The sequence below is a fragment of the Roseateles sp. DAIF2 genome, from assembly GCF_015624425.1.
In the GTDB taxonomy this organism is placed as follows: Bacteria; Pseudomonadota; Gammaproteobacteria; order Burkholderiales; family Burkholderiaceae_C; genus Kinneretia.
In genome coordinates, this window is the sequence record NZ_CP049919.1 from 2,089,888 (window position 1) to 2,114,441 (window position 24,554).

General features: G+C 68.6%; 27 protein-coding genes and 2 pseudogenes. 15 read left to right on the plus strand and 14 right to left on the minus strand.

Annotated features, from left to right (window positions below; genetic code table 11):
* Nucleotides 1–73 precede the first annotated feature (73 nt).
* The 3 genes from G8A07_RS09655 to G8A07_RS09665 all read left to right on the plus strand — a co-directional run bounded on the left by G8A07_RS09655 (nt 74) and on the right by G8A07_RS09665 (nt 2,025).
* Entirely contained in the window at nt 74–697 is a 624-nt protein-coding gene (locus G8A07_RS09655; protein WP_195796802.1) for a ParA family protein, read from the plus strand.
* A 5-nt stretch (nt 698–702) separates the two neighbouring features.
* Nucleotides 703–1,155: a MaoC family dehydratase gene (locus tag G8A07_RS09660; RefSeq protein WP_195796803.1), complete on the plus strand. Its 453-nt coding sequence runs from the start codon at nt 703–705 to the stop codon at nt 1,153–1,155.
* Nucleotides 1,156–1,293: 138 nt separating this feature from the next.
* The gene (locus tag G8A07_RS09665) at nt 1,294–2,025 is read left to right on the plus strand and encodes a response regulator transcription factor (protein ID WP_195796804.1); all 732 of its coding nucleotides are present in this window, start codon (nt 1,294–1,296) and stop codon (nt 2,023–2,025) included.
* Nucleotides 2,026–2,041: 16 nt separating this feature from the next.
* On the opposite strand, the gene G8A07_RS09670 is transcribed toward G8A07_RS09665, so the two are convergent.
* From G8A07_RS09670 to G8A07_RS09690, 5 genes are all read right to left on the minus strand, one after another.
* Complete coding sequence (locus tag G8A07_RS09670; protein ID WP_195796805.1) at nt 2,042–2,899, minus strand: ScpA family protein; 858 nt, start codon at nt 2,897–2,899, stop codon at nt 2,042–2,044.
* A complete protein-coding gene (locus tag G8A07_RS09675; RefSeq protein WP_195796806.1) occupies nt 2,896–3,099 on the minus strand; it encodes a DUF3460 family protein in 204 nt (67 codons plus the stop codon). The genes G8A07_RS09670 and G8A07_RS09675 overlap by 4 nt, the downstream gene beginning before the upstream one ends.
* A gap of 34 nt (nt 3,100–3,133) precedes the next feature.
* Nucleotides 3,134–4,762 carry a SulP family inorganic anion transporter gene (locus G8A07_RS09680; protein WP_195796807.1) on the minus strand — a complete coding sequence of 543 codons (1,629 nt, stop codon included), beginning with the start codon at nt 4,760–4,762 and terminating at the stop codon, nt 3,134–3,136.
* Between the two features lie 165 nt (nt 4,763–4,927).
* Complete coding sequence (gene metG / locus G8A07_RS09685; RefSeq protein ID WP_195796808.1) at nt 4,928–6,973, minus strand: methionine--tRNA ligase; 2,046 nt, start codon at nt 6,971–6,973, stop codon at nt 4,928–4,930.
* 70 nt (nt 6,974–7,043) lie between these two features.
* Nucleotides 7,044–7,232: a hypothetical protein gene (locus tag G8A07_RS09690; protein ID WP_195796809.1), complete on the minus strand. Its 189-nt coding sequence runs from the start codon at nt 7,230–7,232 to the stop codon at nt 7,044–7,046.
* 624 nt (nt 7,233–7,856) lie between these two features.
* Between G8A07_RS09690 and minC the strand changes: the two genes are divergently transcribed.
* Genes minC through G8A07_RS09710 form a run of 4 tightly spaced genes read left to right on the plus strand, consistent with a single transcriptional unit; the run spans nt 7,857 to nt 10,248 of the window.
* Nucleotides 7,857–8,705: a septum site-determining protein MinC gene (gene minC / locus G8A07_RS09695; protein ID WP_195796810.1), complete on the plus strand. Its 849-nt coding sequence runs from the start codon at nt 7,857–7,859 to the stop codon at nt 8,703–8,705.
* A 50-nt stretch (nt 8,706–8,755) separates the two neighbouring features.
* Nucleotides 8,756–9,571 carry a septum site-determining protein MinD gene (gene minD / locus G8A07_RS09700; RefSeq protein WP_195796811.1) on the plus strand — a complete coding sequence of 272 codons (816 nt, stop codon included), beginning with the start codon at nt 8,756–8,758 and terminating at the stop codon, nt 9,569–9,571.
* A gap of 13 nt (nt 9,572–9,584) precedes the next feature.
* Nucleotides 9,585–9,848 carry a cell division topological specificity factor MinE gene (gene minE / locus G8A07_RS09705; protein WP_195796812.1) on the plus strand — a complete coding sequence of 88 codons (264 nt, stop codon included), beginning with the start codon at nt 9,585–9,587 and terminating at the stop codon, nt 9,846–9,848.
* Nucleotides 9,849–9,852: 4 nt separating this feature from the next.
* The gene (locus G8A07_RS09710; RefSeq protein ID WP_195796813.1) at nt 9,853–10,248 is read left to right on the plus strand and encodes a DUF488 domain-containing protein; all 396 of its coding nucleotides are present in this window, start codon (nt 9,853–9,855) and stop codon (nt 10,246–10,248) included.
* Here G8A07_RS09710 and G8A07_RS09715 read toward each other — a convergent pair.
* The 4 genes from G8A07_RS09715 to G8A07_RS09730 all read right to left on the minus strand — a co-directional run bounded on the left by G8A07_RS09715 (nt 10,245) and on the right by G8A07_RS09730 (nt 13,302).
* Nucleotides 10,245–10,499: a VF530 family DNA-binding protein gene (locus tag G8A07_RS09715; RefSeq protein ID WP_195796814.1), complete on the minus strand. Its 255-nt coding sequence runs from the start codon at nt 10,497–10,499 to the stop codon at nt 10,245–10,247. The two genes, G8A07_RS09710 and G8A07_RS09715, sit on opposite strands and share 4 nt — an antisense overlap.
* Nucleotides 10,492–11,082: a 1-acyl-sn-glycerol-3-phosphate acyltransferase gene (locus G8A07_RS09720; RefSeq protein ID WP_195796815.1), complete on the minus strand. Its 591-nt coding sequence runs from the start codon at nt 11,080–11,082 to the stop codon at nt 10,492–10,494. Before G8A07_RS09720 ends, G8A07_RS09715 begins: the two co-directional genes overlap by 8 nt.
* A 204-nt stretch (nt 11,083–11,286) precedes the next feature.
* Nucleotides 11,287–12,840: a methyl-accepting chemotaxis protein gene (locus G8A07_RS28160; protein ID WP_195796816.1), complete on the minus strand. Its 1,554-nt coding sequence runs from the start codon at nt 12,838–12,840 to the stop codon at nt 11,287–11,289.
* Between the two features lie 135 nt (nt 12,841–12,975).
* A complete protein-coding gene (locus tag G8A07_RS09730; protein WP_195796817.1) occupies nt 12,976–13,302 on the minus strand; it encodes a 2Fe-2S iron-sulfur cluster-binding protein in 327 nt (108 codons plus the stop codon).
* Between the two features lie 53 nt (nt 13,303–13,355).
* On the opposite strand from G8A07_RS09730, the gene G8A07_RS09735 reads away from it, so the two are divergent.
* From G8A07_RS09735 to G8A07_RS09755, 6 genes are all read left to right on the plus strand, one after another.
* A complete protein-coding gene (locus tag G8A07_RS09735; protein ID WP_195796818.1) occupies nt 13,356–14,039 on the plus strand; it encodes a DUF502 domain-containing protein in 684 nt (227 codons plus the stop codon).
* 65 nt (nt 14,040–14,104) lie between these two features.
* Complete coding sequence (locus G8A07_RS09740; RefSeq protein WP_213086259.1) at nt 14,105–15,979, plus strand: M3 family metallopeptidase; 1,875 nt, start codon at nt 14,105–14,107, stop codon at nt 15,977–15,979.
* Entirely contained in the window at nt 15,976–16,521 is a 546-nt protein-coding gene (locus tag G8A07_RS09745) for a M48 family metallopeptidase (RefSeq protein WP_249937282.1), read from the plus strand. Before G8A07_RS09740 ends, G8A07_RS09745 begins: the two co-directional genes overlap by 4 nt.
* Nucleotides 16,522–16,734: 213 nt before the next feature.
* Nucleotides 16,735–17,118 (plus strand): hypothetical protein, encoded by a 384-nt coding sequence (locus G8A07_RS09750; protein WP_195796819.1) that lies wholly within the window; start codon nt 16,735–16,737, stop codon nt 17,116–17,118.
* Nucleotides 17,119–17,120: 2 nt separating this feature from the next.
* On the plus strand, nt 17,121–17,255 hold the full coding sequence (locus G8A07_RS28080; RefSeq protein WP_256441104.1) for a hypothetical protein: 135 nt from the start codon (nt 17,121–17,123) through the stop codon (nt 17,253–17,255).
* Nucleotides 17,256–17,274: 19 nt separating this feature from the next.
* Nucleotides 17,275–18,177: a phytanoyl-CoA dioxygenase family protein gene (locus tag G8A07_RS09755; RefSeq protein ID WP_195796820.1), complete on the plus strand. Its 903-nt coding sequence runs from the start codon at nt 17,275–17,277 to the stop codon at nt 18,175–18,177.
* On the opposite strand, the pseudogene G8A07_RS09760 reads toward G8A07_RS09755, so the two are convergent.
* Nucleotides 18,173–18,661, minus strand: a pseudogene (locus G8A07_RS09760) (BCCT family transporter); the annotation flags it as partial. The gene G8A07_RS09755 and the pseudogene G8A07_RS09760 sit on opposite strands and share 5 nt — an antisense overlap.
* Nucleotides 18,662–18,843: 182 nt before the next feature.
* On the opposite strand from G8A07_RS09760, the gene G8A07_RS09765 reads away from it, so the two are divergent.
* Nucleotides 18,844–19,809, plus strand: coding sequence for a tRNA-dihydrouridine synthase (locus G8A07_RS09765; RefSeq protein ID WP_249937283.1), 966 nt, complete (start codon nt 18,844–18,846; stop codon nt 19,807–19,809).
* Nucleotides 19,810–19,835: 26 nt separating this feature from the next.
* Nucleotides 19,836–22,193 carry a DUF3772 domain-containing protein gene (locus G8A07_RS09770; protein WP_249937284.1) on the plus strand — a complete coding sequence of 786 codons (2,358 nt, stop codon included), beginning with the start codon at nt 19,836–19,838 and terminating at the stop codon, nt 22,191–22,193.
* A gap of 18 nt (nt 22,194–22,211) precedes the next feature.
* Here the strand turns inward: G8A07_RS09770 and G8A07_RS09775 are convergent, their stop codons facing one another.
* From G8A07_RS09775 to G8A07_RS09790, 4 genes and pseudogenes are all read right to left on the minus strand, one after another.
* Nucleotides 22,212–22,661 carry a hypothetical protein gene (locus G8A07_RS09775; RefSeq protein WP_195796823.1) on the minus strand — a complete coding sequence of 150 codons (450 nt, stop codon included), beginning with the start codon at nt 22,659–22,661 and terminating at the stop codon, nt 22,212–22,214.
* A gap of 50 nt (nt 22,662–22,711) precedes the next feature.
* A pseudogene (locus G8A07_RS09780) lies at nt 22,712–23,315 on the minus strand (chromate transporter); the annotation flags it as partial.
* Nucleotides 23,315–23,683, minus strand: a complete 369-nt coding sequence (locus G8A07_RS09785) for a nuclear transport factor 2 family protein (protein WP_213086260.1) — start codon at nt 23,681–23,683, stop codon at nt 23,315–23,317. The gene G8A07_RS09785 and the pseudogene G8A07_RS09780, both read right to left, overlap by 1 nt.
* A gap of 41 nt (nt 23,684–23,724) precedes the next feature.
* Nucleotides 23,725–24,552, minus strand: a complete 828-nt coding sequence (locus G8A07_RS09790; RefSeq protein ID WP_195796825.1) for an ABC transporter permease — start codon at nt 24,550–24,552, stop codon at nt 23,725–23,727.
* Between the last annotated feature and the right edge of the window lie 2 nt (nt 24,553–24,554).

Genomic DNA, 24,554 nt, shown 5'->3' on the forward strand with positions numbered 1-24,554 from the left:
ACAAGGGTAACCGCTGGCGACAGGTCGGCTACCATCCCCGGCACCCTAGCGACGACCCGAGGAGGCTCCCACCATGCCCGTGATCCTGGTCGCCAATCCCAAGGGCGGGGTTGGCAAATCGACGTTGGCCGGCAATATCGCCGGCTATTACGCCCGGCAGGGCCATGCGGTGATGCTGGGGGACATCGATGTCCAGCAGTCCTCGCGCCAATGGCTGGCGCTGCGCCCGCCGCAGCTGCCGGCGATCCGCAGCTGGGAGATCGAGGGCAAGACCCTGGCCCGGCCGCCCAAGGGCGTCAGCCATGTGGTGCTGGACACGCCGGCCGGCCTGCACGGCAAGCGGCTGGAGTCGGCCCACGGCCTGGCCGACAAGCTGCTGATCCCGCTGCAGGCCAGCCTGTTTGACATCCAGGCGACATACGGCTTCCTGCAAACCCTGCAAGATCTGCGGCGCCAGACGGGCCGCGGCCCGCAGCTGGCATTGGTGGGCATGCGCACCAAGGATGGCACCCTGTCGTCCCAGCATCTGCAGCAGTTTGTGCAGGGCCTGGACGTGCCGGTGCTGGGCATGCTGCGCGACACCCAGAACTATGTGCAACTGGCGGCCCGCGGTCTGACCCTGTGGGACGTCGCCCCCGGCCGGGTCGAACGCGACCTCGCCCAATGGCAGGCCTTGGGGGGCTGGCTGGACAAGTAGCGTCGATGCGACATTTCGAAAGACTGGCCGACCTGGGCGCCTGCGTGGGGCAGGAGATCGGTCTCAGCGACTGGCTGCTGGTGGACCAGGCACGCATCGAGCGCTTCGCCGAGGCGACCGAGGACGGGCAGTGGATCCATACCGACCCGGTGCGCGCCGCGGCCGGGCCCTTCGGCGGCACGATCGCCCATGGCTTCCTGACCCTCAGCCTGCTGCCGCGCTTCTTCGAGACCGGCTTTTCGATCGGCGACAGCCATATGGGCCTGAACTACGGGCTCGACAGGGTGCGCTTTCCCTCCCCGGTGCCGGCCGGCAGCCGCCTGCGGGCGCGCTTTCGGCTGCTGGCCTTCGAGCCGATCGAGGGCGGGGCGCAGCTGCAGGTGGAGGTGACGGTGGAGCGCGAGGGCGGGGCCAAGCCGGTCTGTGTCGCCGAATCGATCACCCGCCGCTACGTTTGAGTTTGCAATTCGAACAAAATCATCCTGGTATCACCCATGAGGGGTGTGCCCAGCCCTGTAGGGCTCTTCTATGATCCGCCCCCGTAAGCATGCAGAAAACTGAGCATTTCGCCACGTTTGAGGAAGAAGGGGCCGAGCATGAAAGTACTGCTCATTGATGATCACCCGCTGATCCTGTCGGCCCTGCAGACCGTCATCGAGGGTTTGGGCGACGATGTGGAGGTGGTGGGCGCCGATTGCGCCGCCGCCGCGCGCAAAACCTTGAAGCTGCACGACGATTTCGATCTGGTGCTGCTGGACCTGCAGCTGGGCGATGCCAGCGGCTTTGACGTGCTGGAGGAGTTCCGCGCCGCCTATCCGGCTTTGCCGGTGGTGGTGATCTCGGCCTCCGACCGCGCCAGCGACGTGATCCGTTCGATCGACCAGGGCGCGATGGGCTTCGTGCCCAAGCGCAGCAGCACCGAGATGCTGTCGCAGGCGCTCAAGCTGGTGATGTCGGGCGGCATCTATGTGCCGCCGATGAGCCTGGGCAACGAGGTGGCGGCCGAGGTCGCGCCGCAGCCGGTCAATCCGCGCCTGCACCAGATCCAGCAGGCCGCCAGCTCGCCGGGTTTCCAGACCGTCGGCAGCCTGGACGGCCTGTCGTTGACGCCGCGCCAGACCGATGTGCTGGCGCTGCTGCTGCAGGGCAAGCCGAACAAGATCATCGCCCGCGAGTTGGGCGTCTCGGTCGAGACGATCAAGGACCATGTGGCCGCGGTGCTGAAGGCGCTGGGCGTCAGCTCGCGCACCCAGGCGGTGCTGGCGGTCGGCCAGATGATCCAGCGCCAGCCGGACGCGCAATTCTCGACCTGGCGCGCCCCGGTCTGAGCGGGCGCCCGCGCACTCAGGTGGGCGTGTAGGCCAGGCGCACGTAGACCGGCGCGAAGGCCTCGGCCTGGGTGATCTCGAGCAGGCGCTCGCGCGCCAGCTCCAGCATCGCGATGAAGGTGACGACCAGCACCTGCGGGCCGCGGTCGATCTCGAATAGATCCTCGAACAGCGCGAAGCGCTGGCCCTGCAGCCGGCGCAGCACGATGCTCATGTGCTCGCGCACCGACAGTTCCTCGCGGGTGATCTTGTGGTGCTGCACCAGCTTGGCGCGCTTCAGGATTTCCAGCCAGGCATCGCGCAGGTCGACCGCCTCGACATCGGGGAAGCGTGGCGTCAGCGATTGCTCGATGTAAATCTGCGCGCGCAGGAAGTCGCGTCCCAGCACCGGCAGCGCGTCCAGCTTCAGGGCGGCCAGCTTGATCTGCTCGTATTCCAGCAGGCGCCGCACCAGCTCAGCGCGCGGATCCTCGGGCTCGCCGCCGTCCTCGGTCTTCTTCGGCGGCAGCAGCATGCGCGACTTGATCTCGATCAGCATCGCGGCCATCAGCAGGTACTCACTGGCCAGCTCGAGATTGGTCTTGCGGATCTCGTCGACATAGCTGAGGTACTGCCGCGTCACGTCGGCCAGCGGGATGTCGAGGATGTTGAAGTTCTGGCGCCGGATCAGGTAGAGCAGCAGGTCCAGCGGGCCCTCGAAGGCCTCGAGGAAGACCTCCAGCGCCTCCGGCGGGATGTAGAGGTCCTGTGGCAGCGTGAACAGCGGCTCGCCGTAGAGGCGGGCGACGGCGACGCCGTCCACCGTCTGCGGCAGGCCGTCGCTCGCCGCCTCGGAAGCGGCTGGTGCGGCGGACAGGGCCTCGGCTTCGTTCACTCGCTCTTGGTCTGGTAGACGTAGGCCTGCTGGTCGACCCGGGCGCTGCGGTAGTCGGACTGGGCCTGGCGATCCACCGCCTTGTCCCACAGCAGGGCGCGGCCGGCGCGCTGCTCGGCTTCCAGGGTCGGCTTCTTGGCCTTCAACTCATCGATGAAGTTGGTGACGTCGGACTTGTAGGGCTTCCAGAACAAAGGCATGGCGTGAATGGCTTGAGGCTCGAATCCGGCGATTTTACAAGCCGCGGGCACGGCGCCATGCCGCCAGGTCGTGATGGATGCCGCCTTCGCCCAGCGCCAGGCCGCCGCGCTCGATCAGGCTGGCCGGCTGTTCGTTCAGGCCGCACAGGCTCAGCCGCCGCCCCTGCTGCGCCAGGCCGCGCTGCAACTGCACCAGCGCGTCCAGCCCCGAACTGTCCATCGAGACCAGCTGGTGCATGTCCAGCACCAGCTCGCGGCAATCGGCCGGCAGCCGCTCGGCCAGGCCCTCGACCTTGCCGACCGCGCCGAAGAACAGCGAACCATAGAGCCGCATCAGCACCACGCCGGGCGGTGCGTCGGGGAAGTCCGGCAGCGGCTCGGCGCGGAACAGCGTGCTCATGCGGTAGATGAAGAACAGGCAGGCCAGCACCAGGCCGACCTGTACCGCGACCGTCAGGTCGAACACCACGGTCAGCGCGAAGGTGCCCAGCAGGATGGTGCGGTAGGGCAGGTTGAAGCGGCGCAGCCGTGTGAACTCGTGCCACTCGCCCATGCGCAGCGCCACCACCAGCAGGATGCCCGCAAGCGCGGCCAGTGGCACCGCGCTGGCCAGCGGCGCGGCGACCAGCACGATCAGCAGCAGCGCGGCCGCATGCACCATGCCCGCCACCGGGCTGGTGGCGCCGGCGCGCAGATTGGTGACGGTGCGCGCGATCGTGCCGGTGGCCGGCAGGCCGCCGAACAGCGGCGCGGCGATGTTGGCCAGCCCTTGAGCCATCAGCTCCTGGTTCGGGTCGTGGCGTGGCAGCCGGCCCTCGCTCATCTGGTCGGCCACCCGCGCGCACAGCAGCGACTCGACCGCGCCCAGCAGCGCGATCGTGAGGGTCGGGATGAAGAGCTGCTGCAGGCTGGCCCATTCCAGCGCCGGCCAGGCGAAATCCGGCAGGCCCGGCGGGATGCCGCCGAAGCGGCTGCCGATGGTGTCCAGCGGCAGCCGCAAGGCCCAGGTCGCCAGGCCCGCCAGCACCAGCGCGACCAGGGTCGGTGGCAGCACGGCGAAGCGCCGCGGCAGGCGCGGCCACAGCAACACCAGGGCCATGCAGGCCAGGCCCAGCGCCAGCGCTGCCGGGTTGAAGTCGTGCAGATGCGCGTACAGCGTGCCGAGCTGGCCGAAGAAGTCGGCCGGCATCTGGTCGATGTGCAGCCCCAGCAGGTCCTTCAGCTGGGATAGTGCGATCAGCACCGCGATGCCGTTGGTGAAGCCGATCACGATCGAGACCGGGACGTAGCGCACCAGCACGCCCAGGCGCAGCGCGCCCATCGCCAGCAGCAGCACGCCGGCCAGCATCGTGGCCACCAGTAGATTGGCCAGGCCGTAGCGCTGCACGATGCCGTAGACGATCACGATGAAGGCGCCGGCCGGGCCGCCGATCTGCACGCTGGAGCCGCCCAGCAGCGAGATCAGGAAGCCGGCGATGATCGCGGTGGCCAGGCCCTGCTCGGGCTTGACGCCGGAGGCGATCGCGAAGGCCAGCGCCAGCGGCAGCGCGACCACGCCGACCGTCAGGCCGGCGCCGAGATCGGCGAGGAAACGCTGGCGCGTGTAGCCGCGCAGGCTGTCAAGCAGGCGCGGATGGAAGCGGTGCAGTGGGGGCAGGTCCATGGTGGACGACTCTCCGGTTCGATGACGGGCAGCGAGAGGGGAGAGTGGTCCGCGGCGGACCGCAGTGGTGGCGCCGCGCGATGAAGCGACGGCGCCGGCTCAGCAGCAGGGTGCGGCTGTCGGGGGCGGCAGGTCGCATGTGCAGCAAGCCCCCGCGTGGCCGGCTCAGCGCACCCGCATGCCCGGCTGGGCGCCGGGGAGGGGCTCCAGCACGAAGACGCCTGGGTTCGCCTTCTCGTCGGCATGGCTGGCGGCCAGCACCATGCCCTCGCTGACGCCGAACTTCATCTTGCGCGGCGCCAGATTGGCGACCATCACGGTCAGCTTGCCTTCCAGCTGCTCGGGCTGGTAGCTGCCCTTGATGCCGGAGAAGACATTGCGCAGCCGGCCCTCGCCGACGTCCAGGGTCAGACGCAGCAGCTTGTCCGAGCCCTCGACATGCTCGGCCTTGACGATCTTGGCGATGCGCAGGTCGACCTTGGTGAAGTCGTCAATCTTGATCTCGGGCGCCAACTCTTCGCCGCCGGGGATCACCTTCGGAGCGGCGGGCGGCTCGAACAAGGCCTCCAGCAGCTTCGGGTCGACGCGCTGCATCAGGTGCTCGTAGGCGCCGATCTGGTGGGCGCCGAGCGCGGTCTGCGCATCGGCGAAGGTGAAGGGCTCGACCTTCAGGAAGGCCTCGACCTTGGCCACCAGGGCCGGCAGCACCGGCTTCAGGTAGATCGACAGCACGCGGAAGGCCTCGATGCAGACGCTGCAGACATCCTGCAGCACCTGATCCTTGCCTTCCTGCTTGGCCAGCTCCCAAGGCTTGTTCTGGTCGACGTACTCGTTGACGCGGTCGGCCAGCAGCATGATCTCGCGCAGCGCCTTGCCGAACTCGCGGGTCTCGTAGAGCTCGGCGATCGCCGGCCCTTGGGCGCGCAGGCCGTCCAGCAAGGTCTGACCCTCGACGCCGACATCGGCCGACAGGCGGCCGTCGAAGCGCTTGGCCAGGAAGCCGGCGGCGCGCGAGGCGATGTTGATGTACTTGCCGACCAGGTCGGAGTTGACACGGGCGACGAAGTCCTCGGGGTTGAAGTCCAGGTCCTCGACCTTGCTGTTGAGCTTGGCGGCCAGGTAGTAGCGCAGCCATTCGGCGTTCATGCCCAGCTTCAGGTACTTCAGCGGGTCCAGGCCGGTGCCGCGGCTCTTGCTCATCTTCTCGCCGCCGTTGACGGTCAGGAAGCCGTGCACGAACACATGGTTGGGCGTCTTGCGGCCGCTGAAATGCAGCATCGCCGGCCAGAACAGCGTGTGGAAGTAGGTGATGTCCTTGCCGATGAAATGGACCTGCTCGACCGACTCGTCGGCCATGAAGGCCTCGTAGTCCCAGCCCTTCTTGCCGAAGTAGTTCTTCAGCGAGGCCAGGTAGCCGATCGGCGCGTCCAGCCAGACGTAGAAATACTTGCCCGGCGCATCGGGGATCTCGATGCCGAAGTAGGGCGCATCGCGGCTGATGTCCCAGTCACCCAGGCCGCCCTTGCCTTCCTCGTCCTTGGTGAACCATTCCTTGATCTTGTTCAGCACCTCACTCTGCAGCCGGCCCGGGGTCTGGGTCCATTGCTCGAGGAAGGCGATGCAGCGCGGGTCGCTGAGCTTGAAGAAGTAATGCTCCGAACTCTTCATCACCGGCGTCGCGCCGGTCAGCACCGAGAAGGGGTTCTTCAGCTCGGTCGGCGTGTAGACCGCGCCGCAGACCTCGCAGCTGTCGCCGTACTGATCCTTCGCGCCGCATTTCGGGCATTCGCCCTTGATGAAGCGGTCCGGCAGGAACATCGCCTTCTGCGGGTCGAAGAACTGCTCGATGGTCTTGACCTCGATCAGCTCGCTCTTGCGCAGGGCCTTGTAGACCTCCTTGGACAGCTCGTGGTTCTCGGCGCCGTCGGTCGAGTGCCAGTTGTCGAAGCTGATGTGGAAGCCGTTCAGATAGTCCTTGCGGCCGGCCGCGATGTCGGCCACGAACTGCTGCGGCGTCTTGCCCGCCTTTTCCGCCGCGATCATGATCGGCGCGCCATGCGCGTCATCGGCGCAGACGAAATGCACCTGCTGGCCCGTCATGCGCTGGAAGCGCACCCAGATATCGGCCTGGGTGTATTCCATGATGTGGCCAATATGGAAATTGGCGTTCGCATAGGGCAGGGCGGTGGTGACGAAGAGCTTGCGTGTCATGGCGGTGGGAGACGGGAACGGCGGCATGGCGGTATCGGCCATGCGCGGGAGGGAGCGATTTTAGGCGGGCTCAGCGCGGATCCGGTTCGGCCGGGGCCTCGCCGCTGCTGCCTTCCGCGCCCTCGGGTGCGGCGGCCTCGCCTTCAGCGGTGGCCTCCTCGTTGGGCCGGTTCAGCTTGCGCTGGCGTTTTTCCTCGTTCTTGCGCTTCTTGGCCAGTTCGCGCTGACGCTTCTCGTAGGAGTAGTTCGGGGTTGCCAAGTCGGGACTCCTTTACTGGCTCGCGACATGCGAGCCCTGGGTCCACTGTAACTCCTGGGCGTTGACTTGGGCTTTCACAACCCTTGCAGTTAGCGCCGGAAGTTCGAGTCCAGTTCAAGGATGTTGCTTAAGCTCTTGATTTGTAAAGCCTCGTTCAGCTATCCACCGATGCTGTGGATAACTTTGTGGAGAAGCGCCGGGCGACGCCTCCAAACCCTTGTGGCGACGGGCTGCGCCTTTTGTTGCCGTTTTTTTAAGCATGGTGCGAAGCTCTATATGAATCAATCACTTAGCGCTGTGCCGGGGAAACCTTGAGATGCGATGCAGCAAGCCCGGTGTGCCGGCTCGGCATCGCCTTCGCTGCGCCGGAAATGGGGATAAGTCAAGTCCCGTCTGGCAAAAATCACACCCTTAGGGAGGCCCGTTGAACTGTCCACGGCTGATGTGGACAAGTTTGTGAACGGGCTTTCGATAGCACTTTCAAGTCTTTGATTTGTAATGATTGTTGTTGGTGTGCCTGTTTTTTGAGCAGCTGCATCGGGGCCCGACGCCTGGGGCCAACGCCTAGCGGGTCGTGGCGGCGAGGCCGCTAAAATCGCGCACTTTGCAAGACAACGGCGGGCGATGACGCAGGTACAAGAGGGAAGGCAGTCGAGCCGGGCAGCAGCCCGGGCACAGGAGCATTTCGAGCTGAAGAGCGCGACGCTCGGCCTGCTGGTCCTGGAATTGAAGACCGCTGACCTGGAGGCGCTCGCCGCCGAGTTGCGCCAGCGCCTGGGTGACACTCCGGATGTGTTCGACCGCGAGCCGCTGCTGATCGACTTCACACAGCTGCCGCAGCCCGCGGGCGACGAAGCCACCGCGCAGGGCGAGTTGAGCCTGGGTGCCGAACCCGAGATCGATCTGGTCGCGCTGCTGGCCCTGCTGCGCCAGTACCGCATGCAGCCGGTGGCCGTGGCCGGCGCCGGCCCGGCCCTGCTGGCGCGGGCCCAGGCCCTGGGCCTGGCCGAGGCGCCCGATGTGGATCCGCAGCCCGTGGCGCGCGCCGAACCGCGCGTGCAGGAGGTGGTGCGCGAGGTCATCAAGGAGGTGATCGTCGAGCGCGCGGTCGAGGTGCCCGTGGCGCCGGCCGAGGCACCGCGCACCCTGGTGATCGACAAGCCATTGCGCAGTGGCCAGCAGGTCTATGCCAAGGGCTGCGACCTGGTGGTGCTGGCGCTGGTGAGCCATGGCGCCGAGGTGATCGCCGACGGCCATATCCATGTCTACGCACCGCTGCGCGGCAAGGCCATCGCCGGCGCGCGCGGCAATACCGAGGCGCGCATCTTCGCCGCCAGCCTGGAGGCGGAACTGATCGCGATCGCCGGCATTTACCGCACCACCGAGAACCCGCTGCCCGACGCCGTGCTGGGCAAGCCGGCCCAGGTGCGGCTGGAGGGCGAGAAGCTGGTGATGGAACCGCTCAAGACCTGACCCCAACGAACACCTTTTGCAGTACACAGTTTTTTTGAGGACCTGAATCGATGAGCAAGATCGTTGTCGTGACTTCCGGCAAGGGCGGGGTGGGCAAGACCACCACCAGCGCCAGCTTTGCAACAGGCCTCGCGATGCGCGGCTACAAGACCGTGGTGATCGACTTCGACGTCGGCCTGCGCAACCTGGACCTGATCATGGGCTGCGAGCGGCGCGTGGTCTACGACCTGATCAACGTGGTCAACGACGAGATCAAGCTGAGCCAGGCCCTGATCAAGGACAAGCAGCTGGAGAAGCTCTACATCCTGGCCGCCTCGCAGACGCGCGACAAGGATGCGCTGAAGCAGGAGGGCGTCGAGCGCGTGCTGGAGGAGCTGAAGGCGATGGAGTTCGACTACATCGTCTGCGACTCGCCGGCCGGCATCGAGACCGGCGCGCTGATGGCGATGCACTACGCCGACGAGGCCCTGGTCGTGACCAATCCCGAGGTCTCCTCGGTGCGCGACTCGGACCGCATCCTGGGCATGCTGAACAGCAAGACCAAGCGCGCGATCGAGGGCAAGGAGCCGGTCAAGGAGCATCTCTTGATCACCCGCTACAACCCGAACCGGGTCGAGGGCGGCCAGATGCTGTCGCTGGAGGACATCCACGAGATCCTGCGCACGCCGCTGATCGGCGTGATCCCGGAGTCCGAGGTGGTGCTGCAGGCCTCCAACCAGGGCCTGCCGGCGATCCACATGAAGGGCAGCGACGTGGCCGAGGCCTATGCCGACGTGGTGGGCCGCTTCCTGGGCGAGGACAAGCCGATGCGCTTCATCGAGGCGGTCAAGCCCGGTTTCTTCAAGCGCCTGTTCGGCGGCAAGTGAGGGAGTGAACCAGATGGGATTCCTGTCCTTCTTCCTCGGCGAGAAAAAGAACACCGCCACGGTGGCCAAGGAGCGCCTGCAGCTGATCCTGGCGCATGAGCGCAACGGCCGCAGCAGCAGCCCCGACTACCTGCCGCAGCTGCAGCGCGAACTGGTCGCGGTGATCTCCAAATACGTGTCGATCAATCCGGACGACATCAAGGTGCATATGGAGCGCGAGGGCAACCTCGAGGTGCTGGAAGTCAAGATCGAGCTCCCGGAGCCCAGCAAGGTCTGAGCCCATGGCCATCCGCATCGTCCGTCTCGGCAGCCCGCGCGCCGCGGGCGAGGGCCTGCGGCTGGGCACGGTGCGGCGCCCGCCGCGCGGCGTGCCCAAGGCCGAATTCGCCACGCGCGACTTCTACGACCAATGGTTGCCGCAGCTGGCGCCCTCGCTCGAGCTGATGAAGTTCGCGCAGGCCGCGCAGGCCAGCGGTGAGGACAAGGCCTGGGGCCAGTTCGTCAAGAAGTTCCGCGCCGAACTGGGCGAGGGCGAGACGCCGCGCCTGCTGGACCTGCTGGCCGCGCTGTCGCATGGCACGCCGATGGCGCTGGGCTGCTACTGCGAGGACGAGGCGCGCTGCCACCGCTCGGTGCTGCGCGCCCTGCTGGCCGAACGCGGCGCGGATCTGATCTAGGGTCGGGCGTTGCGCGCCTGCTCGCGCAGCATGAAGAGATACAGGCTCTCCACCTTGGCGCGCGCCCAGGGTGTCTTGCGCAGGAACTTCAGACTGGAGGCCACGCTGGGATCACTCTGGAAGCAGCGGATCGGGATGCGCTGCCCCAGCTCCTGCCAGCCGAAGTAGGCGGCCAGCTCGGTGACGATCATCTCCAGGGTCTTGCCCTGCAGCGGGTCCTTGGGCTTGTTGCCTGCGGCTTCTTCACTCATGGTCGAACTGGCGCCAGTTCTTGCCCTTGAAGGGGGCGTAGAACTTCTTGATCTCGGCCATGTCGGCCTCGACATTGCCGGTCGGCGTGAACACCGGGCCCAGGCCGCTGAGCTTGCGCTCGTAGTCCATATAAGCCAGCACGATCGGCACCCGGGCGGTATGGGCGATCCAGTAAAAGCCGGTCTTCCAGTAGCGGGTCTTGGCGCGCGTGCCCTCGGGCGGCACGATCAGCTGCACCGGCCCATCGGCCGCGACCAGGGCCGCGGCCGAGGCCGCCACCAGATTGTTCGATTGCTCGCGGTGCACCGGGATGCCGCCCAGCCAGCGCATCACCGGCCCGAAGGGCCAGGCGAAGATCTGGCGCTTGCCCATCCAGTAGATGTTCAGGCGCAGCGCGAAGGCCACCATCAGGGTATAGGGCAGGTCCCAGTTGCTGGTGTGCGGCGCGGCGATCAGCACGCATTTGGTCTGGTCGGGCGGCAACGCGCCGTCCAGCTTCCAGCCGGTGAGTTTCAGGAAGCCGCGCGAGAAGGCGCGCAGCAGGGTGTTGACGACGGGCGTCGTGAAGATCGTGCGGTGCATCGAGGGGACGAAGGGACCAGGGGAGCGCGCCGGCCATCGAGCGGCCGGCGCAGCGGGGAGGCCCCGATTGTCCCAAAGCCCTGCCCATTTTTCGGGCAGACCAGATCAAAAGCAGCGAAATCAATCACTTGGCGCCGGCATCAGCAGGCTGTGCACGGACTTGTCCACAGCCGGCGGGGATAGATCGGCGGCCGGAGCCGCGCGTCAGTCCCGCGCCAGCCTGAAGCCCGCCACCGCTTCCACCAACTGCGCCGCCTGCTCCTTCAGGCTGGCGGCGGCCGCCGCGGATTCCTCGACCAGGGCGGCATTCTGCTGCGTCATCTGGTCCAGCTGCTGCACCGCCTGGCCGATCTCGCCCAGGGTCAGGGCCTGGCTGGCGGTGGAGCCGGAGATCTCGCCGATGATGCGGGTGACGCGTTGCACGCTGTCCACCACCTCGCGCATCGTGCTGCCGGTCTCGGCGACCAGGCGGCTGCCGCCCTCGACGCGCTCGACCGAGGCCGAGATCAACGCCTTGATCTCCCGCGCGGCCTGGGCGCTGCGCTGCGCCAGCGCGCGCACCTCGCCGGCCACCACCGCGAAGCCGCGGCCCTGTTCGCCGGCGCGCGCGGCTTCCACCGCGGCGTTCAGCGCCAGGATATTGGTCTGGAAGGCGATGCCGTCGATCACGCCGATGATGTCGGCGATCTTGTTGGACGATTGCTGGATCTCGCTCATCGTGCTGACCACCTGCTCGACCATCGCGCCGCCGCGGCCGGCCACGCTGGAGGCGCTCTGCGCCAGCTGGTCGGCCTCGCGGGCCGCGTCGGCATTCAACTTGACGCCATCGCCCAACTGGGCCATCGCGGCGCCCGTCTGCTCCAGGCTGCTGGCGGCCTGCTCGGTGCGGTTCGAGAGGTCCATATTGCCGGTGGCGATCTCGGCCGAGGCCAGGCGCACCTGCTCGGCCGCGCGACGCACGCCGGTGATGGTGCCGGACAGCTGGGTCTGCATCTGCTGCAGCGAACGGTTCAGCGCGGCCAGCTCGTCCTGGCCTTCGACCACGGCGCGGGTGCTGAGGTCGCCGCCGGCGATCGCCTGGGTCAGGGCCTGGGCGCGCACCAGCGGCGCGGTCACCGAGCGGGTGATCGCCAGCGCGATGCCGATGCCCGCCAGCATCGCCAGCAGCATCAGGCCCAGCACCAGGCTGCGCGTGGTCTGGGCCTCGCCCTCGGCCTCGCGGCGCGCCACCTGCAGCACCTCGCGGGTGTGGTCGGCGTAGCGGTCGATGGTCTGCAGATAGGCCTCCATCGCCGGGATCAGCTCCTCGGCGACGCGGCTCTGGATGTTCTCGCCGGCCTTCTTGCGCTGCATCAGGTCATCGCGCGAGGCCTGGTATTTCTTGCGCGCCTCGCCGATCACGTCGTTCAGTCGGTCCGCCTCGGGCGACTTGCTGATCTTGTCGAGCTCGGCCTGCACCTTGTCGATGCGCTCCGAGATCTCCTTGGAGCGGCGCGTGAAGGCCTTGACGAAGACCTCGTCGTCCACCGCCATCGAGACGATGCGGCGCTGGATGCTGCCCTCGCTCATGCCGGCCCATTGGCGCGACAGCTCGAGCGCGCGCATGTCCACCTCGACGAGGCGCTCGATGCGCTGGTTCAGCATCGACACCCGCACGATGCCGACGGCCGAGGCGACCATCATCAGCAGGATCACCAGGGCGAAGCCGGCCAGCACACGGGTGCGCAGGCGCCAGTTGTTGAGTTGCAGAACGGACATCGGGGGTACTTCCTGTGGCTGTGAGGCTGGGGACCTGCGATGCTGCCCGATGTTGATGTCGCACATTTGTGCGAAAAACGCCGGAATCCGGGCATAGTCCCGGAAGTCTGCGAAAAGCGGGTGCAGGGCGCGCCGTCAGGGCGCGTCGAACAGGCTGACCGTGGCCGGCGCCTCGACGCGCAGCGGCTCGCGCGGGCAGGCCACGCAGGGCAGGATCCAGCCCTCGGCCTTTTCCTCGGCCGACAGGCCGGGCCATTCGATGCGGTGCTCGATACGGCCGGCCAGCAGGCGCGCGATGCAGGCGCGGCAGCTGCCGTTGCGGCAGGAATGCGGCATGCGAAAGCCCCATTCCAGCGCGGCCAGCAGCAGGGTCTGGTCGGGCGCGCAGTCGAACTGCCAGCCCTGCGGCGCGATCTCCACCTTGAAAAGGGCCGGGCCGGCATCATCCTCGGGTCGGTTCATGCTGGCATGATGCCCGCTTTCCTTGTCTGTCTTCTTCCCGTACGCCGCCTGCCATGACTCCCGTCGCCCCGATCGCCGCCTCGGCACGCCGCCACCTGCTGCGCACCTTCATCACCGGCTTCCTGGCCGTGCTGCCCCTGGTGGTCACCCTGGCGCTGCTGAGCTGGGTGGTCTCGCTGCTGCTGCAGTTCGTCGGCCCCGGCAGCTGGCTGGGCCGGCAGTTGGGCTGGCTGGGTCTGACCCTGACCAGCTCCGAGCCCATGGCCTATCTGCTGGGCCTGGCCCTGATGCTGACGGGCGTCTACTTCCTGGGCCTGCTGGTCGAGGCGCAGCTGCAGACGCGGCTGCGCGGCTGGCTGGAGGGCCTGATTTCGCGCATCCCGGTGGTCGGCACGATCTACGACCTGCTGCGCCGCATGGTCGAGATGCTGTCCAAGCGCGACGAGGCCGGCGTGCGCGCGATGGCGCCGGTCTGGTGCCATTTCGGCGGCGTCAAGCCGGAGGGCGGGGCGCTGGTGCTGGGCCTGTTGTCCAGCCCCGAGCCGGTCAGCATCGACGGGGTCGACTATGTCGCGGTGATCGTGCCCACCGCGCCGGTGCCGGTCGGCGGCGGGCTGCTGTACCTGCCGACCCATTGGGTCCGGCCGGCCGAGATGGGCGTCGAGGGGCTGACCAGCCTTTATGTCTCGATGGGCGTCACCACGCCCGAGGTGCTGGGGCGCGCGGCCAAACCCTGAAACAAGGCGCAAGCGCTTCTGGGAGATACTGCCGGGCCCAAGTCTCCACGAGAGCCGAGCCCGCCATGACGACGATGACGATCGCCGATGCCCAGCGCTTCTTCGACGCGCTGAACCGCGACTACCTGCAGGTCCACCAGGCCAAGGAAGAGCTGTTCTGGTCTACCTATATGGGCACCAGCGAGGACCATGAAGGCTTCGCGGCCGCCGAGGCGCAGTACAAGGATTTCATCTCCGACCCGGCCCGGCTGGAGGCCACCCGCGCGCATCTGGCCGCGATCGAAGCGGCGGATGGCGACGCGGCCGCCGCGCTGCGCCATGGCCTGCGCGGCTGGCAGGCGCTGTTCGAGGCCCATATCGTCGACCAGCCCGAGGCGCGCGCGCTGATGCGCGAGCTGATCGCCGCCGAGGCGGCGCTGTTCGCGAAGAAGAAGAACCTGGCGCCAACGCATTTCAACGAGCGCGGTGAGCGCGAGGTGGCCTCGCTGTCGATGCTGGCCACCAATATGGCCACCAACCCGAGCGAGGCGGCGCGGCGCAGCTCCCACGAGGCCTATGGCGAGGTGGAGCGCTGGGTGCTGGAGAACGGCTTCCTGGACCTGGTGCGGCTGCGCAACCGGCTGGCGCGGCTGCAGGGCTTCGAGAACTACTTCGACTACAAGCTGCGCAAGAACGAGCGCATGACGCCGGCCCAGCTGTTCGCGGTGCTGGACGACTTCATCGAGCGCACCGAGGCCGCGCAGGCGCGCGCGCTGCGCGAGCTGAAGTCGCGCCATGGCAGCGCCGCGCTGCAGCCCTGGAATCTGCGCTTCTTCAGCGGCGGCGATGTGGTGCGGCGCATGGATGAGTACATGCCCTTCGGCCCGGCGCTGCGTCGCTGGGTCGAGAGCTTCCGGCGCTTGGGGATCAGCTACCGCGGCGCGACCCTGCAGCTGGACCTGCTGGAGCGCGCCGGCAAGTACCAGAACGGCTTCTGCCACGGTCCGATGCCGGCCTTCTACGACGCCGCCGGGCGCTGGGTGCCGGGCCGCATCAACTTCACCGCCGAGGCCAAGCCCGACCAGGTGGGCAGCGGGCTGCGCGCGATCAACACCCTGTTCCACGAGGGCGGCCATGCCGCGCATTTCGCCAATGTGACGCAGAACTCGCCCTGCTTCTCGCAGGAGTTCGCGCCGACCTCGATGGCCTATGCCGAGACCCAGTCGATGTTCTGCGACAGCCTGCTGAACGATGCCGACTGGCTCAAGCGCTATGCCCGCAATGCCGCCGGCGAGCCGATCCCCGACGCGCTGATCCGCGAGCGCATCGGCAGCGTGCAGCCGATGCGCGCCTTCGACGAGCGCGCGATCGCGGTGGTGCCTTACTTCGAGGCCGCGCTGTATGCGATGGACGAGGCCGAGCTGACGCCCGAGGCGGTGCTGGCGCTGGCGCGCGCGACCGAGCGCCGCATCCAGGGCATGGAGGCCGGCGGCCCGCGGCCGCTGCTGGCGATCCCGCATCTGCTGAACCAGGAATCGGCCGCGTCCTACCAGGGCTATCTGCTGGCCCATATGGCGGTCTACCAGACCCGCGCCTTCTTCCTGCGCGAGCAGGGCTACCTGGCCGACAACCCGGCGATCGGCCCGGCGCTGGCCGAGCATTACTGGGGCCCGGGCAACAGCATCGACCATGACGCCACCCTGCGCCGACTGACCGGCGAGGGCTTCTCGGCGCGCTACCTGGCCGAGGCCTGCAACGAATCGGTGGACGAGGCCTGGGAACGCGCCCAGGCCGCGATCGCCGCGGCCGCGGCGCGCGCGCCCGGCGAAGAGTTGCCGGCGCTGGACGCGACGATCCGCATCGTGCATGGCGCGGAGCTGCTGGCCGACAGCGGCGAGGGCGAGGAGGCGATGTGCCGGCGCTTCGAGGCCTGGGTGGCCGAGCATTACCCGAGCCCGTGAGTCCTGCTGCTGCCCCCGCGCCCCTGCTGAAGTACCTGGCCGGCTACCCGGCCGCGCTGCTGGCCCAGGTGCAGGGCCTGATCGATGCCGGCCGGCTCGGTACCTATCTGGCCGAGCGTTATCCCGAGCCCCATGCGGTGCGCAGCGACAAGGCCCTGTTCGACTACACGCAGGCCCTGAAGCAGCGCTTCATGCGCAATGCCGAGCCGCTGAACAAGGTCTGCTTCGATGCCAAGCTGAAGGTGATCCAGCATGCGCTGGGCACGCATACCCGGGCCCAGACCGTGCAGGGCGCCAAGCTGAAGACCCGCCGCGAGATCCGCGTCGCCACCCTGTTCAAGGACGCCCCGGCCGACTTCCTGCGCATGATCGTCGTGCACGAGCTGGCGCATATCCGCGAACTGGATCACAACAAGGCCTTCTACCAGCTCTGCGAGCACATGGAGCCGCGCTACGGGCAGCTGGAGTTTGATCTGAGGTTGTGGTTGACCATGCGGGAGATGGCGCCGGCGGATCAAGTTCCGGCAGCTGGCGAGACCTGAACGCTCGCCACAACCCGCAGCGGGCATGGCGTGGGGCACCACCCCCTCCGGGATGATTGACGCATGGGCCGCGCCTCTTTCCAATCGCCGGCACGCGAACAAGAAACCCGCCATCGGCATTGAGTTGCATCCCTGCCGATCGGGGGGTGCTGTTGGCGGAGGCGGAAGCGCTGCTTCCATCTGAAGCGTCGAACCCACCCATACCGTTCACTCATGCGCCCGACCCCTGTTCTCGTCACGCTGTGTGCAGCACTCGTTGTGGGTGTCATCGCCTACGACATCAGCGCCTTCGATGCGCAAAGAGCCGCGTTCTCGTCGAGCGCTTGGCGCGAACTGAGGCCTGCCCTTGCGGAAACGGCCGACCCGGGCTGTGTGCTTGGGCCGATGGCAAGGGACCTGATGGACAGCGGTGAGTTGAATGGCAAGGCCGCGGGCCAGGTCATTCAACTGCTAGGCGAACCCGATGGTCGCGAAGGCATCGCGCTGATCTACGGCATCGGTCAATGCCATGGATGGGGCTGGCACCATAGCGAACTGGTGCTCGCCGGATCTGCCGCGGGCCGCATCGCCGACGTTACGGTCCGCCGGAGCCAATAGTCATGACGCTGGCGCTGCTCGTCCTGGTGATCCTCGGTGTGATGCTCATGGCGGTGCCGGCAATCCTTGGCGCGCGGTCACAGGCGCAAACCGAGCAGCGCCTGACGGACTCGGGCCTCCTGGCGGAGGCCGAGTGAGCCGGCCACCGCCCACGTCATGAGTGCCGAGCTTCTGTTCTCGCAGGGTTACCTCGCCGTACCGGCGCTACTGCCCGACTACGAGTGCGATCACCTCACCGCCGCGATCGAGCAGGCGCTGCCGACCTCGGCCGGCACCCGCTGCCTGCTGTCGCTCGATTGGTGTCAAGACCTGGCCCTGCGGCTGCGGGCGCATCCGGGTCTGGCCGCGCTGCTGCCGACCGGGCATGTGGCGGTGCAGTGCAGCTATTTCGCCAAGTCGCCCTCGCGCAACTGGCTGGTGCCGATCCATCAGGACCTCAGCATTCCGGTGGCGGCGCGGGTGGACGGGAGCGGTCTGCGGCTGCGCTGCTGGTCCGAGAAGGAGGGGCTGCTGTTCATGCTGGCCCCGGTCGATCTGCTCGATCGGCTGCTCGCCGTGCGGGTGCATCTGGACCCCTGTGGCCCCGACGATGGGCCGCTGCTGGTGATCCCCGGCACCCATCGCCAGGGGCTGATCGCGCCGCAGGCCGCGGTGGCGGCGCGGCGTGAGCAAAAAAAGCCGACGCCCTGCGTGCTGGCGCGCGGCGATGTGCTGCTGACGCGGCCGCTGCTGTTGCATGCTTCGTCCAAGGCCGGTGCAGCCTCCGCCAGCCGGCGCCGGGTGCTGCATTTCCTGTTCAGCCCGCGCAATCTGCCCGGCGGCCTGCGCTGGCGACACGAGGTCCGACGACGATCGGCGCCGCCGCGTTCTTCACTCCTCCGGCGGCAGCACCCGCCGCATCCTCGCCTGCAGCCGTTTCTCCTCGCGCGTCAGCGCCGCCTCGTCCCGATGCGCGGCGCGCCAGAGCGCGACGGCCAGCAGCACCAGCACGCCGGTGAAGGGCAGGGCGAAGACGATGGTGGCGGTCTGCAGGGCCTTGATGCCGCCGACTGGCGGTGACCGAGCTGATCAGCGCCGGTCGGCCGCGCCGGAACTGGAAGAGGCCGATCGCCAGGCCCTAGACGGCCCAGGGATGCCGGCCCCAGTGGAAGAAGCTGTAGCGCATCGCCGCGTTGGCCGCCTCGGGCGTGCGCGGCGCGAGGCCGGGCGGCGGGTTGATGTAATGCGACAGCGGCTCGGCCACGCCCCAGAACACCAGGCCGATGCCCATGCCGGCGGCGAACAGCATCGCGAACCAGGCGCCGCGCGAGAAGGCGGGCTCCTCGTCCTCGCCGCCCAGCTTGAGCCGGCCGACCCGGCCGAAGGCCAGGGCCAGGGCCAGGCTGGTCAGCACCAGGCCCAGCACCACCCAGAGGTAGAGCCAGCCCAGCTTGCGGGTCAGCTGCGCCAGCGCGCCGTCGAAGAAGGCGCTCATGCCGGTGGGGTCCAGCAGGCCCCAGAGCACCAGCGCGGCGATCACCAGGGCCGAGACGATCAGTTGCATGAGCTCATCCTCCAGGGCTGCCCAGTTTTTAAGCATGGCAGACAAAAGGCCAGCGGATCAAGCACTTGCGATGGTTTCTCGCAGGCCTTGCACGGACTTGTCCACAGCGGCTGTGGACGGCTCAGGCTATGCTGTCGCCCTTTGTTGTTGTTATCCCTGTTCACCCGGATTCTCGCTTCACCATGATTTTGCTGGCGCCGATGGAGGGCCTGCTGGACCACATGCTGCGCGATGTGCTGACCCGTGTCGGCGGCATCGATCGCTGTGTGTCCGAGTTCATCCGCATCACCGATATGTTGATGCCCAACCGTGTCTTCACCCGCATCGTGCCCGAGCTGCTGAACGGCGGCCGCACGCCGGCGGGCGTGCCGGTGCGCGCCCAGCTGCTGGGCTCGGACCCCAGCTGCATGGCCGAGAACGCCGCCAAGCTGGCCGCGCTGGGCCCCGAGGGGATCGATCTGAACTTCGGCTGCCCGGCCAAATGCGTGAACCGGCATCGGGGCGGCGCGGTGCTGCTGGACGAGCCGGAGCTGATCCACCAGATCGTCGGCGCGGTGCGGCGCGCGGTGCCGGCGCATCTGCCGGTCTCGGCCAAGATGCGCCTGGGCTATCTGGACGATGCCAGGACGCTGGACTGCGCGCTGGCGATGGTGGCCGGCGGCGCCGGCGAGCTGGTGATCCATGCCCGCACCAAGGCCGACGGCTACAAGCCGCCGGCCTACTGGGACCGCATCGCCAAGGTGCGCGAGGCGGTGGCCGTGCCGGTGGTCGCCAACGGCGAGATCTGGACGCTCGAGGATGCGCGGCGCTGCCGCGCCGAATCGGGTTGCGAGGACCTGATGCTGGGCCGCGGCATGGTGGCCGATCCGGGCCTGGCGCTGGCCCTGGTCGGCAGCGGCGCGCAGGCACCGGACTGGGCGGCGCTGCAGCCGCTGCTGCACCGCTTCTGGGTGCTGGTGCAGGCCGAGGTCGCGCCGCGCCACCAGGCCGGGCGGCTGAAGCAATGGCTGCATTACCTGCGCCGACGCCACCCCGAGGCCGAGGAAGCCTATCAACGCGTGCGCACGATCAACGACCCGGCCGCGCTGAGCCTGGCGCTGTTCGGCACAGAGGAGGAGTCAGTGCCCGAGTTCAAGGAAGCGGCGTGATGCGGATGGTGACGATAACGAGGACCTTGCCGACCTGGCTGCTGGCCTTCGCCCTGTTGCTGATGCTGCTGCTGTCCGGCACGCCGGCCGCGGCGCAGGACGAGGCCGACGGCCTGCTCGACGCGGCGCGCCAGCGCATCGAGCTGATTAAGAAGCGCCTGGCCGACGGCGAGGCGGGCGACGGCGAGCTGACCGGCTTTCGGCGCGAGCTGCTCGGCCTGCAGCAGCAGGCCGAGGCCATCGTCGTCGAGCAGGCGCCGCAGTTCGACAGCGCGAAGGCGCGCCTGTCCGAGCTGGGGGCTGCCCCGGCCGATGGTGCGGCGGAGGCGGCGGACGTGGCGCAGCAGCGCCGCACGCTCAAGCGCAGCAGCGAGCAGCTGGACGCGCGGCTGAAGCTGGCGCGCCTGCTGGCACTGGAGGCGGAGCAGCTGTCCGACGAGGTCAGCGGCCAGCGCCGCGCGCGCTTTCGCGAGCAGCTGTTCGAGCGCACCGACTCCGTGCTGGCCCCTTCGTTCTGGAACGAACTGGCCGGCAGCTTCGCCCGCGATGCGGCGCGCGTCGAACTGCTGGAGCGGCGCCTGGCCGAGGCCGCGGCCCGCACCCCGGCGCTGCGCTGGGCCGGCCTGGCCCTGCTGGTGGCTGGCGCGCTGGCGCTGCGCCTGTGGCTGACGCGCCGGCTCACCGATGTGGCCGCGCACCGCGCGCCGCCCGGCCGGGTACGGCGCTCGCTGCATGCGGTGGCCCAGACCCTGCTGGCGATGCTGGTGCCGGGCGTGGCCGCCTATGCGCTGATGCTGGGCCTGGTGCCGGGCCTGGACGCCGGCGATCCGCTGCGCGGGCTGTTCGCCAGCAGCGTCGGCGCGGTCTGCTTCGCGGCCTATATCGGCGGCCTGGGCTATGCGCTGCTGGCGCCGCGCCGGCCCTCCTGGCGCCTGCTGCCGCTGCCGGACCGAGTGGCCCAGGGCCTGCGCTGGCATGTGATGTGGATCGCCGCGATCACCTTCGCCGGCTGGTTCCTGCAGCGCCTGGCCGGCGCGGCGGCGCTGAGCCTGGCGCTGGAGGTGGCGCTGAACGGCGCCTATGCGCTGACCCTGGGCCTGGTGCTGGCGCGCAGCGTGCACCGCGCCGAGCAGCTGCGCCGCCAGGCCCATGCGGAGGAGGGCGAGGCCGCCGGCGCGCGCCCCGGCTGGCTGAGCCTGGCCCTGGTGCTGGTCTGGGGCATGCTGCTGCTGAGCCTGCTGGGCATCGTGATCGGCTATGTGGCGCTGGGCAGCTTCGTCGTGCGCCAGGTGGTGTGGATCGGCCTGCTGTCGCTCAGCGCCTACCTGCTGAGCCTGTTGATCGACGACGCCTGCATGGCCTGGCTGGGCACGCGCGACGGCGACGAGACGCCGCCGCGCGGCCAGGGCCTGCTGCTGCGCGATCAGGCGCTGGTGCTGGGCTCGGGCGTGCTGCGCCTGACGGTCTGGCTGCTGGCCCTGGTGCTCATCCTGGCGCCCTTCGGCGAGAACCCGGAGGACCTGCTGCGCCGTACCGACCAGCTGCGCGTCGGCTTCGCGGTCGGCCAGCTGCAGCTGCGGCCCACCGCGGTGCTGCAGGCGATGCTGGTGTTCGCGCTGGCGCTGCTGGCGCTGCGCGCGCTGAAACGCTGGCTGACCGAGCGCTACCTGCCCACCACCTCGCTGGATGCCGGCATGCGCAGCTCGGTCGGCACCCTGCTGGGTTTCCTCGGCAGCGTGGTGGCGATCGGCCTGGCGCTGTCGGCCGTGGGCCTGGAGCTGGAGAAGGTGGCCTGGATCGCCAGCGCGCTGTCGGTGGGCATCGGCTTCGGCCTGCAGGCGGTGGTGTCGAACTTCGTCTCCGGCCTGATCCTGCTGGCCGAGCGGCCGGTCAAGGTGGGCGACTGGGTCTCGCTGTCCGGCGTCGAGGGCGACATCCGGCGCATCAATGTGCGCGCCACCGAGATCCAGATGGGCGACCGCTCGACCGTGATCGTGCCGAACTCCGAGTTCATCACCAAGGTCGTGCGCAACGTCACGCACCAGAACCCGGTCGGCCTGGTGCAGATCAAGCTGCCGATGCCGCTGGACACCGACGCGGCCAAGGCGCGCGCGATCCTGCTGCGCGCCTTCGAGGAGCATGAGGACGTGCTGGACGCGCCGGCGCCCAGCGTGCAGCTGGATGGCATCGTCGACGGCCAGATGGTCTTCAACGCCACCGGCTTCGTCGGCTCGCCGCGCCAGGCCTATGGCGTGCGCAGCGCGCTGCTGTTCCGCGCGCTGCAGGAGCTGCGCGAGGCGCAACTGCCGCTGTGGCGGCCGCCGGGGATGGTGCTGCGCGAAGAAACAGCACCTGCGCCGGCTCCGGCCGCGGACAAGACCTGACCCCGGGCGGGCCTGGTGTCATCCCTGCCTGCCGCCGCTGCTGCTGCCGACTGGGCCCTGTTCGCCGGCCTGTATCTGCTGATCCTGCTCGGGGCAGCCTGGCTGCAGCGGCGCGAGTTCGCGCGCCGGCCGGACAAGAGGGCCCGCTATGCCGCGCTGCCGCGGCGCTACAAGCTGGCCTGCCGCTGCGGCGTCATGCCGCTGTTCGCCGGCGCGGTGCAGCAGCCCTGGCTGCTGCTGGCCGCGCTGTCGGCCCTGCTGCTGCTGGAGTCCTGGCAGTCGATGTGGCGCGGCCTGGGCGCTGCCGGCGATGGCGCGGCCGAGCATGCGACCCTGCTGGCCGCCTATGCCGAGCCGCAGCGCCATCACCACACGCTGCAGCATCTGCGGGAATGCCTGGCGGCCTTCGCGCCGCTGCGCGCCCTGGCCGAGGATGCTGCGGCGCTGGAGGCCGGTCTGTGGTTCCATGACGCCGTCTACGAGCTGCCCGGGCAGGGCGACAACGAGGCCCGCAGCGCCAAGCGCCGCGGCGCGAAGCGGGCATGGGGCGGCGTCGGCGTATGGTCGTCATTGACCGCGGCGCCCGGCCCGGTCGCGGCCCAGCCAGCCTAGCAGCGCGGCGCCGCCGACGATCAGCGGGAAGGGCAGGCCCAGCGCGAAGATCGCGACAAAGGCCGCCGCCAGCGCCCAGAGCCAGGCGTTGCGCATCGGCACCCGGCCGCCGATGCGCCAGGCCGCGTGCAGCACGATCGCGGTGACCGCGGGCTTGATGCCGGAGAACAGACCCGCGACCAGGTCGGTGTTAGACCCAGGACAGCGCGATCAGCAGCAGCAGCGAAGGCAGCACGAACAGCGCGCCGGCCGCGATGCCGCCGCGCGCGCGGTGCAGCAGCCAGCCGATATAGGTGGCGAGCTGCTGCGCCTCGGGGCCGGGCAGCAGCATGCAGTAGTTCAGCGCAGCAGAAAGCGCCGCTCGCTGATCCAGCGCCGGCGCACCACCAGCTCCTCATGCATCAGCGCGATCTGCCCGGCCGGCCCGCCGAAGCTGGTGCAGCCCAGGCGCAGCCAGAAACGCAGCGCGGCGCCGAAGCTCGGCGCCGGGGATGAGGATGGCTGTTCCATCAGTCGGCCGCCGGCGGTGCCGCCTGGTCCGGCGGGTGGAACCAGACGTTCTGGATCAGCCCGGCCTGCACCTCATAGATCACCAGCACCTCGATCGGTTCCTCGCGCACCCCGGTCGCCCGCTCATGGTCGATCACCTTGTTGCCGACCACCAGCCGGGCCAGGATCTGCGCCTGCAGGGCCGGGTTCTGGAAGGTCTTGCCGCCGTAATGCGCGGCGATCTGGGCGTGGCCGCGGAACTCCAGCCGCTCGCCCGGCATGCTGTAGATGCAGGCATCCTCGGCATAGGTGGCGATGAAGGCCTCGGTGTCGCGGGCGTTGTAGGCGCGCAGCTGGGCGTTGACGATTTCGGCGGGTGACGAGGACAAGATTGAGGCCTCCTTGATCGAGGCCGCATTCTTGCTCAGCTTCAGAGCTTTTCGGTCTGCCCCTGGCGTGGCTGCCATTTCATCAGGCGCCGCTCGATCAGGCCCACCGCGGCGTCCAGCGCCAGCGCGAAGGCGGTCAGCACCAGGATGCCGGCCATCACGGTGTTGATGTCGAAGGCGCCCTCGGCCTGCAGGATCAGGTAGCCGACCCCGCGCGAGGAACCCAGGTACTCGCCGACCACCGCGCCCACGAAGGCCAGGCCGACGCTGGTGTGCAGCGAGCTGAAGACCCAGCTGGTGGCGCTGGGCAGGTAGACATGGCGCAGCAGCTGGCGCTGGCTGGCGCCCAGCATGCGCGCATTGGCCAGCACCACCGGGCTGACCTCCTTGACGCCCTGGTAGACGTTGAAGAACACGATGAAGAACACCAGGGTCACGCCCAGGGCGACCTTGCTGGCGATGCCCAGACCGAACCAGACCGCGAAGATCGGCGCCAGGATCACGCGCGGCATCGAGTTCAGCGCCTTGATATAGGGATCGCAGATCGCCGCCGCCATCGGCGACAGGCCCAGCCACAGCCCCGCGGCCAGGCCCAGCGAGGTGCCGATCGCGAAGGCCAGCACCGTCTCCAGCAGGGTGACACCGAGATGCTCGTAGATGTCGGCGTTGACGACAAACCAGTTCCAGATGCGGCCGAAGATCTTGACCGGCTCGCCGAAGAAGAAGGCCGCCTGCTGCTCGTTCTCGAACATGAAGGGCGGGATCAGGCCCGGCTTGGTCAGCAGATGCCAGAGCCCGAACACCGCGGCCAGCAGGCCCAGCTGCCAGACGCGCAGATTGCCGGGGCGGGGTTTGATGAATTTCCACATCT

What these genes read in the sequence shown, in the direction of transcription:
- G8A07_RS09655 (WP_195796802.1), top strand. Translation starts at nt 74, where the DNA reads ATGCCCGTGATCCTGGTCGCCAATCCCAAGGGCGGGGTTGGCAAATCG.
- G8A07_RS09660 (WP_195796803.1), top strand. Translation starts at nt 703, where the DNA reads ATGCGACATTTCGAAAGACTGGCCGACCTGGGCGCCTGCGTGGGGCAG.
- G8A07_RS09665 (WP_195796804.1), top strand. Translation starts at nt 1,294, where the DNA reads ATGAAAGTACTGCTCATTGATGATCACCCGCTGATCCTGTCGGCCCTG.
- G8A07_RS09675 (WP_195796806.1), bottom strand. Translation starts at nt 3,099, where the DNA reads ATGCCTTTGTTCTGGAAGCCCTACAAGTCCGACGTCACCAACTTCATC.
- G8A07_RS09680 (WP_195796807.1), bottom strand. Translation starts at nt 4,762, where the DNA reads ATGGACCTGCCCCCACTGCACCGCTTCCATCCGCGCCTGCTTGACAGC.
- metG (WP_195796808.1), bottom strand. Translation starts at nt 6,973, where the DNA reads ATGACACGCAAGCTCTTCGTCACCACCGCCCTGCCCTATGCGAACGCC.
- minC (WP_195796810.1), top strand. Translation starts at nt 7,857, where the DNA reads ATGACGCAGGTACAAGAGGGAAGGCAGTCGAGCCGGGCAGCAGCCCGG.
- minD (WP_195796811.1), top strand. Translation starts at nt 8,756, where the DNA reads ATGAGCAAGATCGTTGTCGTGACTTCCGGCAAGGGCGGGGTGGGCAAG.
- minE (WP_195796812.1), top strand. Translation starts at nt 9,585, where the DNA reads ATGGGATTCCTGTCCTTCTTCCTCGGCGAGAAAAAGAACACCGCCACG.
- G8A07_RS09710 (WP_195796813.1), top strand. Translation starts at nt 9,853, where the DNA reads ATGGCCATCCGCATCGTCCGTCTCGGCAGCCCGCGCGCCGCGGGCGAG.
- G8A07_RS09715 (WP_195796814.1), bottom strand. Translation starts at nt 10,499, where the DNA reads ATGAGTGAAGAAGCCGCAGGCAACAAGCCCAAGGACCCGCTGCAGGGC.
- G8A07_RS09720 (WP_195796815.1), bottom strand. Translation starts at nt 11,082, where the DNA reads ATGCACCGCACGATCTTCACGACGCCCGTCGTCAACACCCTGCTGCGC.
- G8A07_RS28160 (WP_195796816.1), bottom strand. Translation starts at nt 12,840, where the DNA reads ATGTCCGTTCTGCAACTCAACAACTGGCGCCTGCGCACCCGTGTGCTG.
- G8A07_RS09730 (WP_195796817.1), bottom strand. Translation starts at nt 13,302, where the DNA reads ATGAACCGACCCGAGGATGATGCCGGCCCGGCCCTTTTCAAGGTGGAG.
- G8A07_RS09735 (WP_195796818.1), top strand. Translation starts at nt 13,356, where the DNA reads ATGACTCCCGTCGCCCCGATCGCCGCCTCGGCACGCCGCCACCTGCTG.
- G8A07_RS09740 (WP_213086259.1), top strand. Translation starts at nt 14,105, where the DNA reads ATGACGACGATGACGATCGCCGATGCCCAGCGCTTCTTCGACGCGCTG.
- G8A07_RS09750 (WP_195796819.1), top strand. Translation starts at nt 16,735, where the DNA reads ATGCGCCCGACCCCTGTTCTCGTCACGCTGTGTGCAGCACTCGTTGTG.
- G8A07_RS28080 (WP_256441104.1), top strand. Translation starts at nt 17,121, where the DNA reads ATGACGCTGGCGCTGCTCGTCCTGGTGATCCTCGGTGTGATGCTCATG.
- G8A07_RS09755 (WP_195796820.1), top strand. Translation starts at nt 17,275, where the DNA reads ATGAGTGCCGAGCTTCTGTTCTCGCAGGGTTACCTCGCCGTACCGGCG.
- G8A07_RS09765 (WP_249937283.1), top strand. Translation starts at nt 18,844, where the DNA reads ATGATTTTGCTGGCGCCGATGGAGGGCCTGCTGGACCACATGCTGCGC.
- G8A07_RS09775 (WP_195796823.1), bottom strand. Translation starts at nt 22,661, where the DNA reads ATGGAACCACAGACCGGCCTCCAGCGCCGCAGCATCCTCGGCCAGGGC.
- G8A07_RS09790 (WP_195796825.1), bottom strand. Translation starts at nt 24,552, where the DNA reads ATGTGGAAATTCATCAAACCCCGCCCCGGCAATCTGCGCGTCTGGCAG.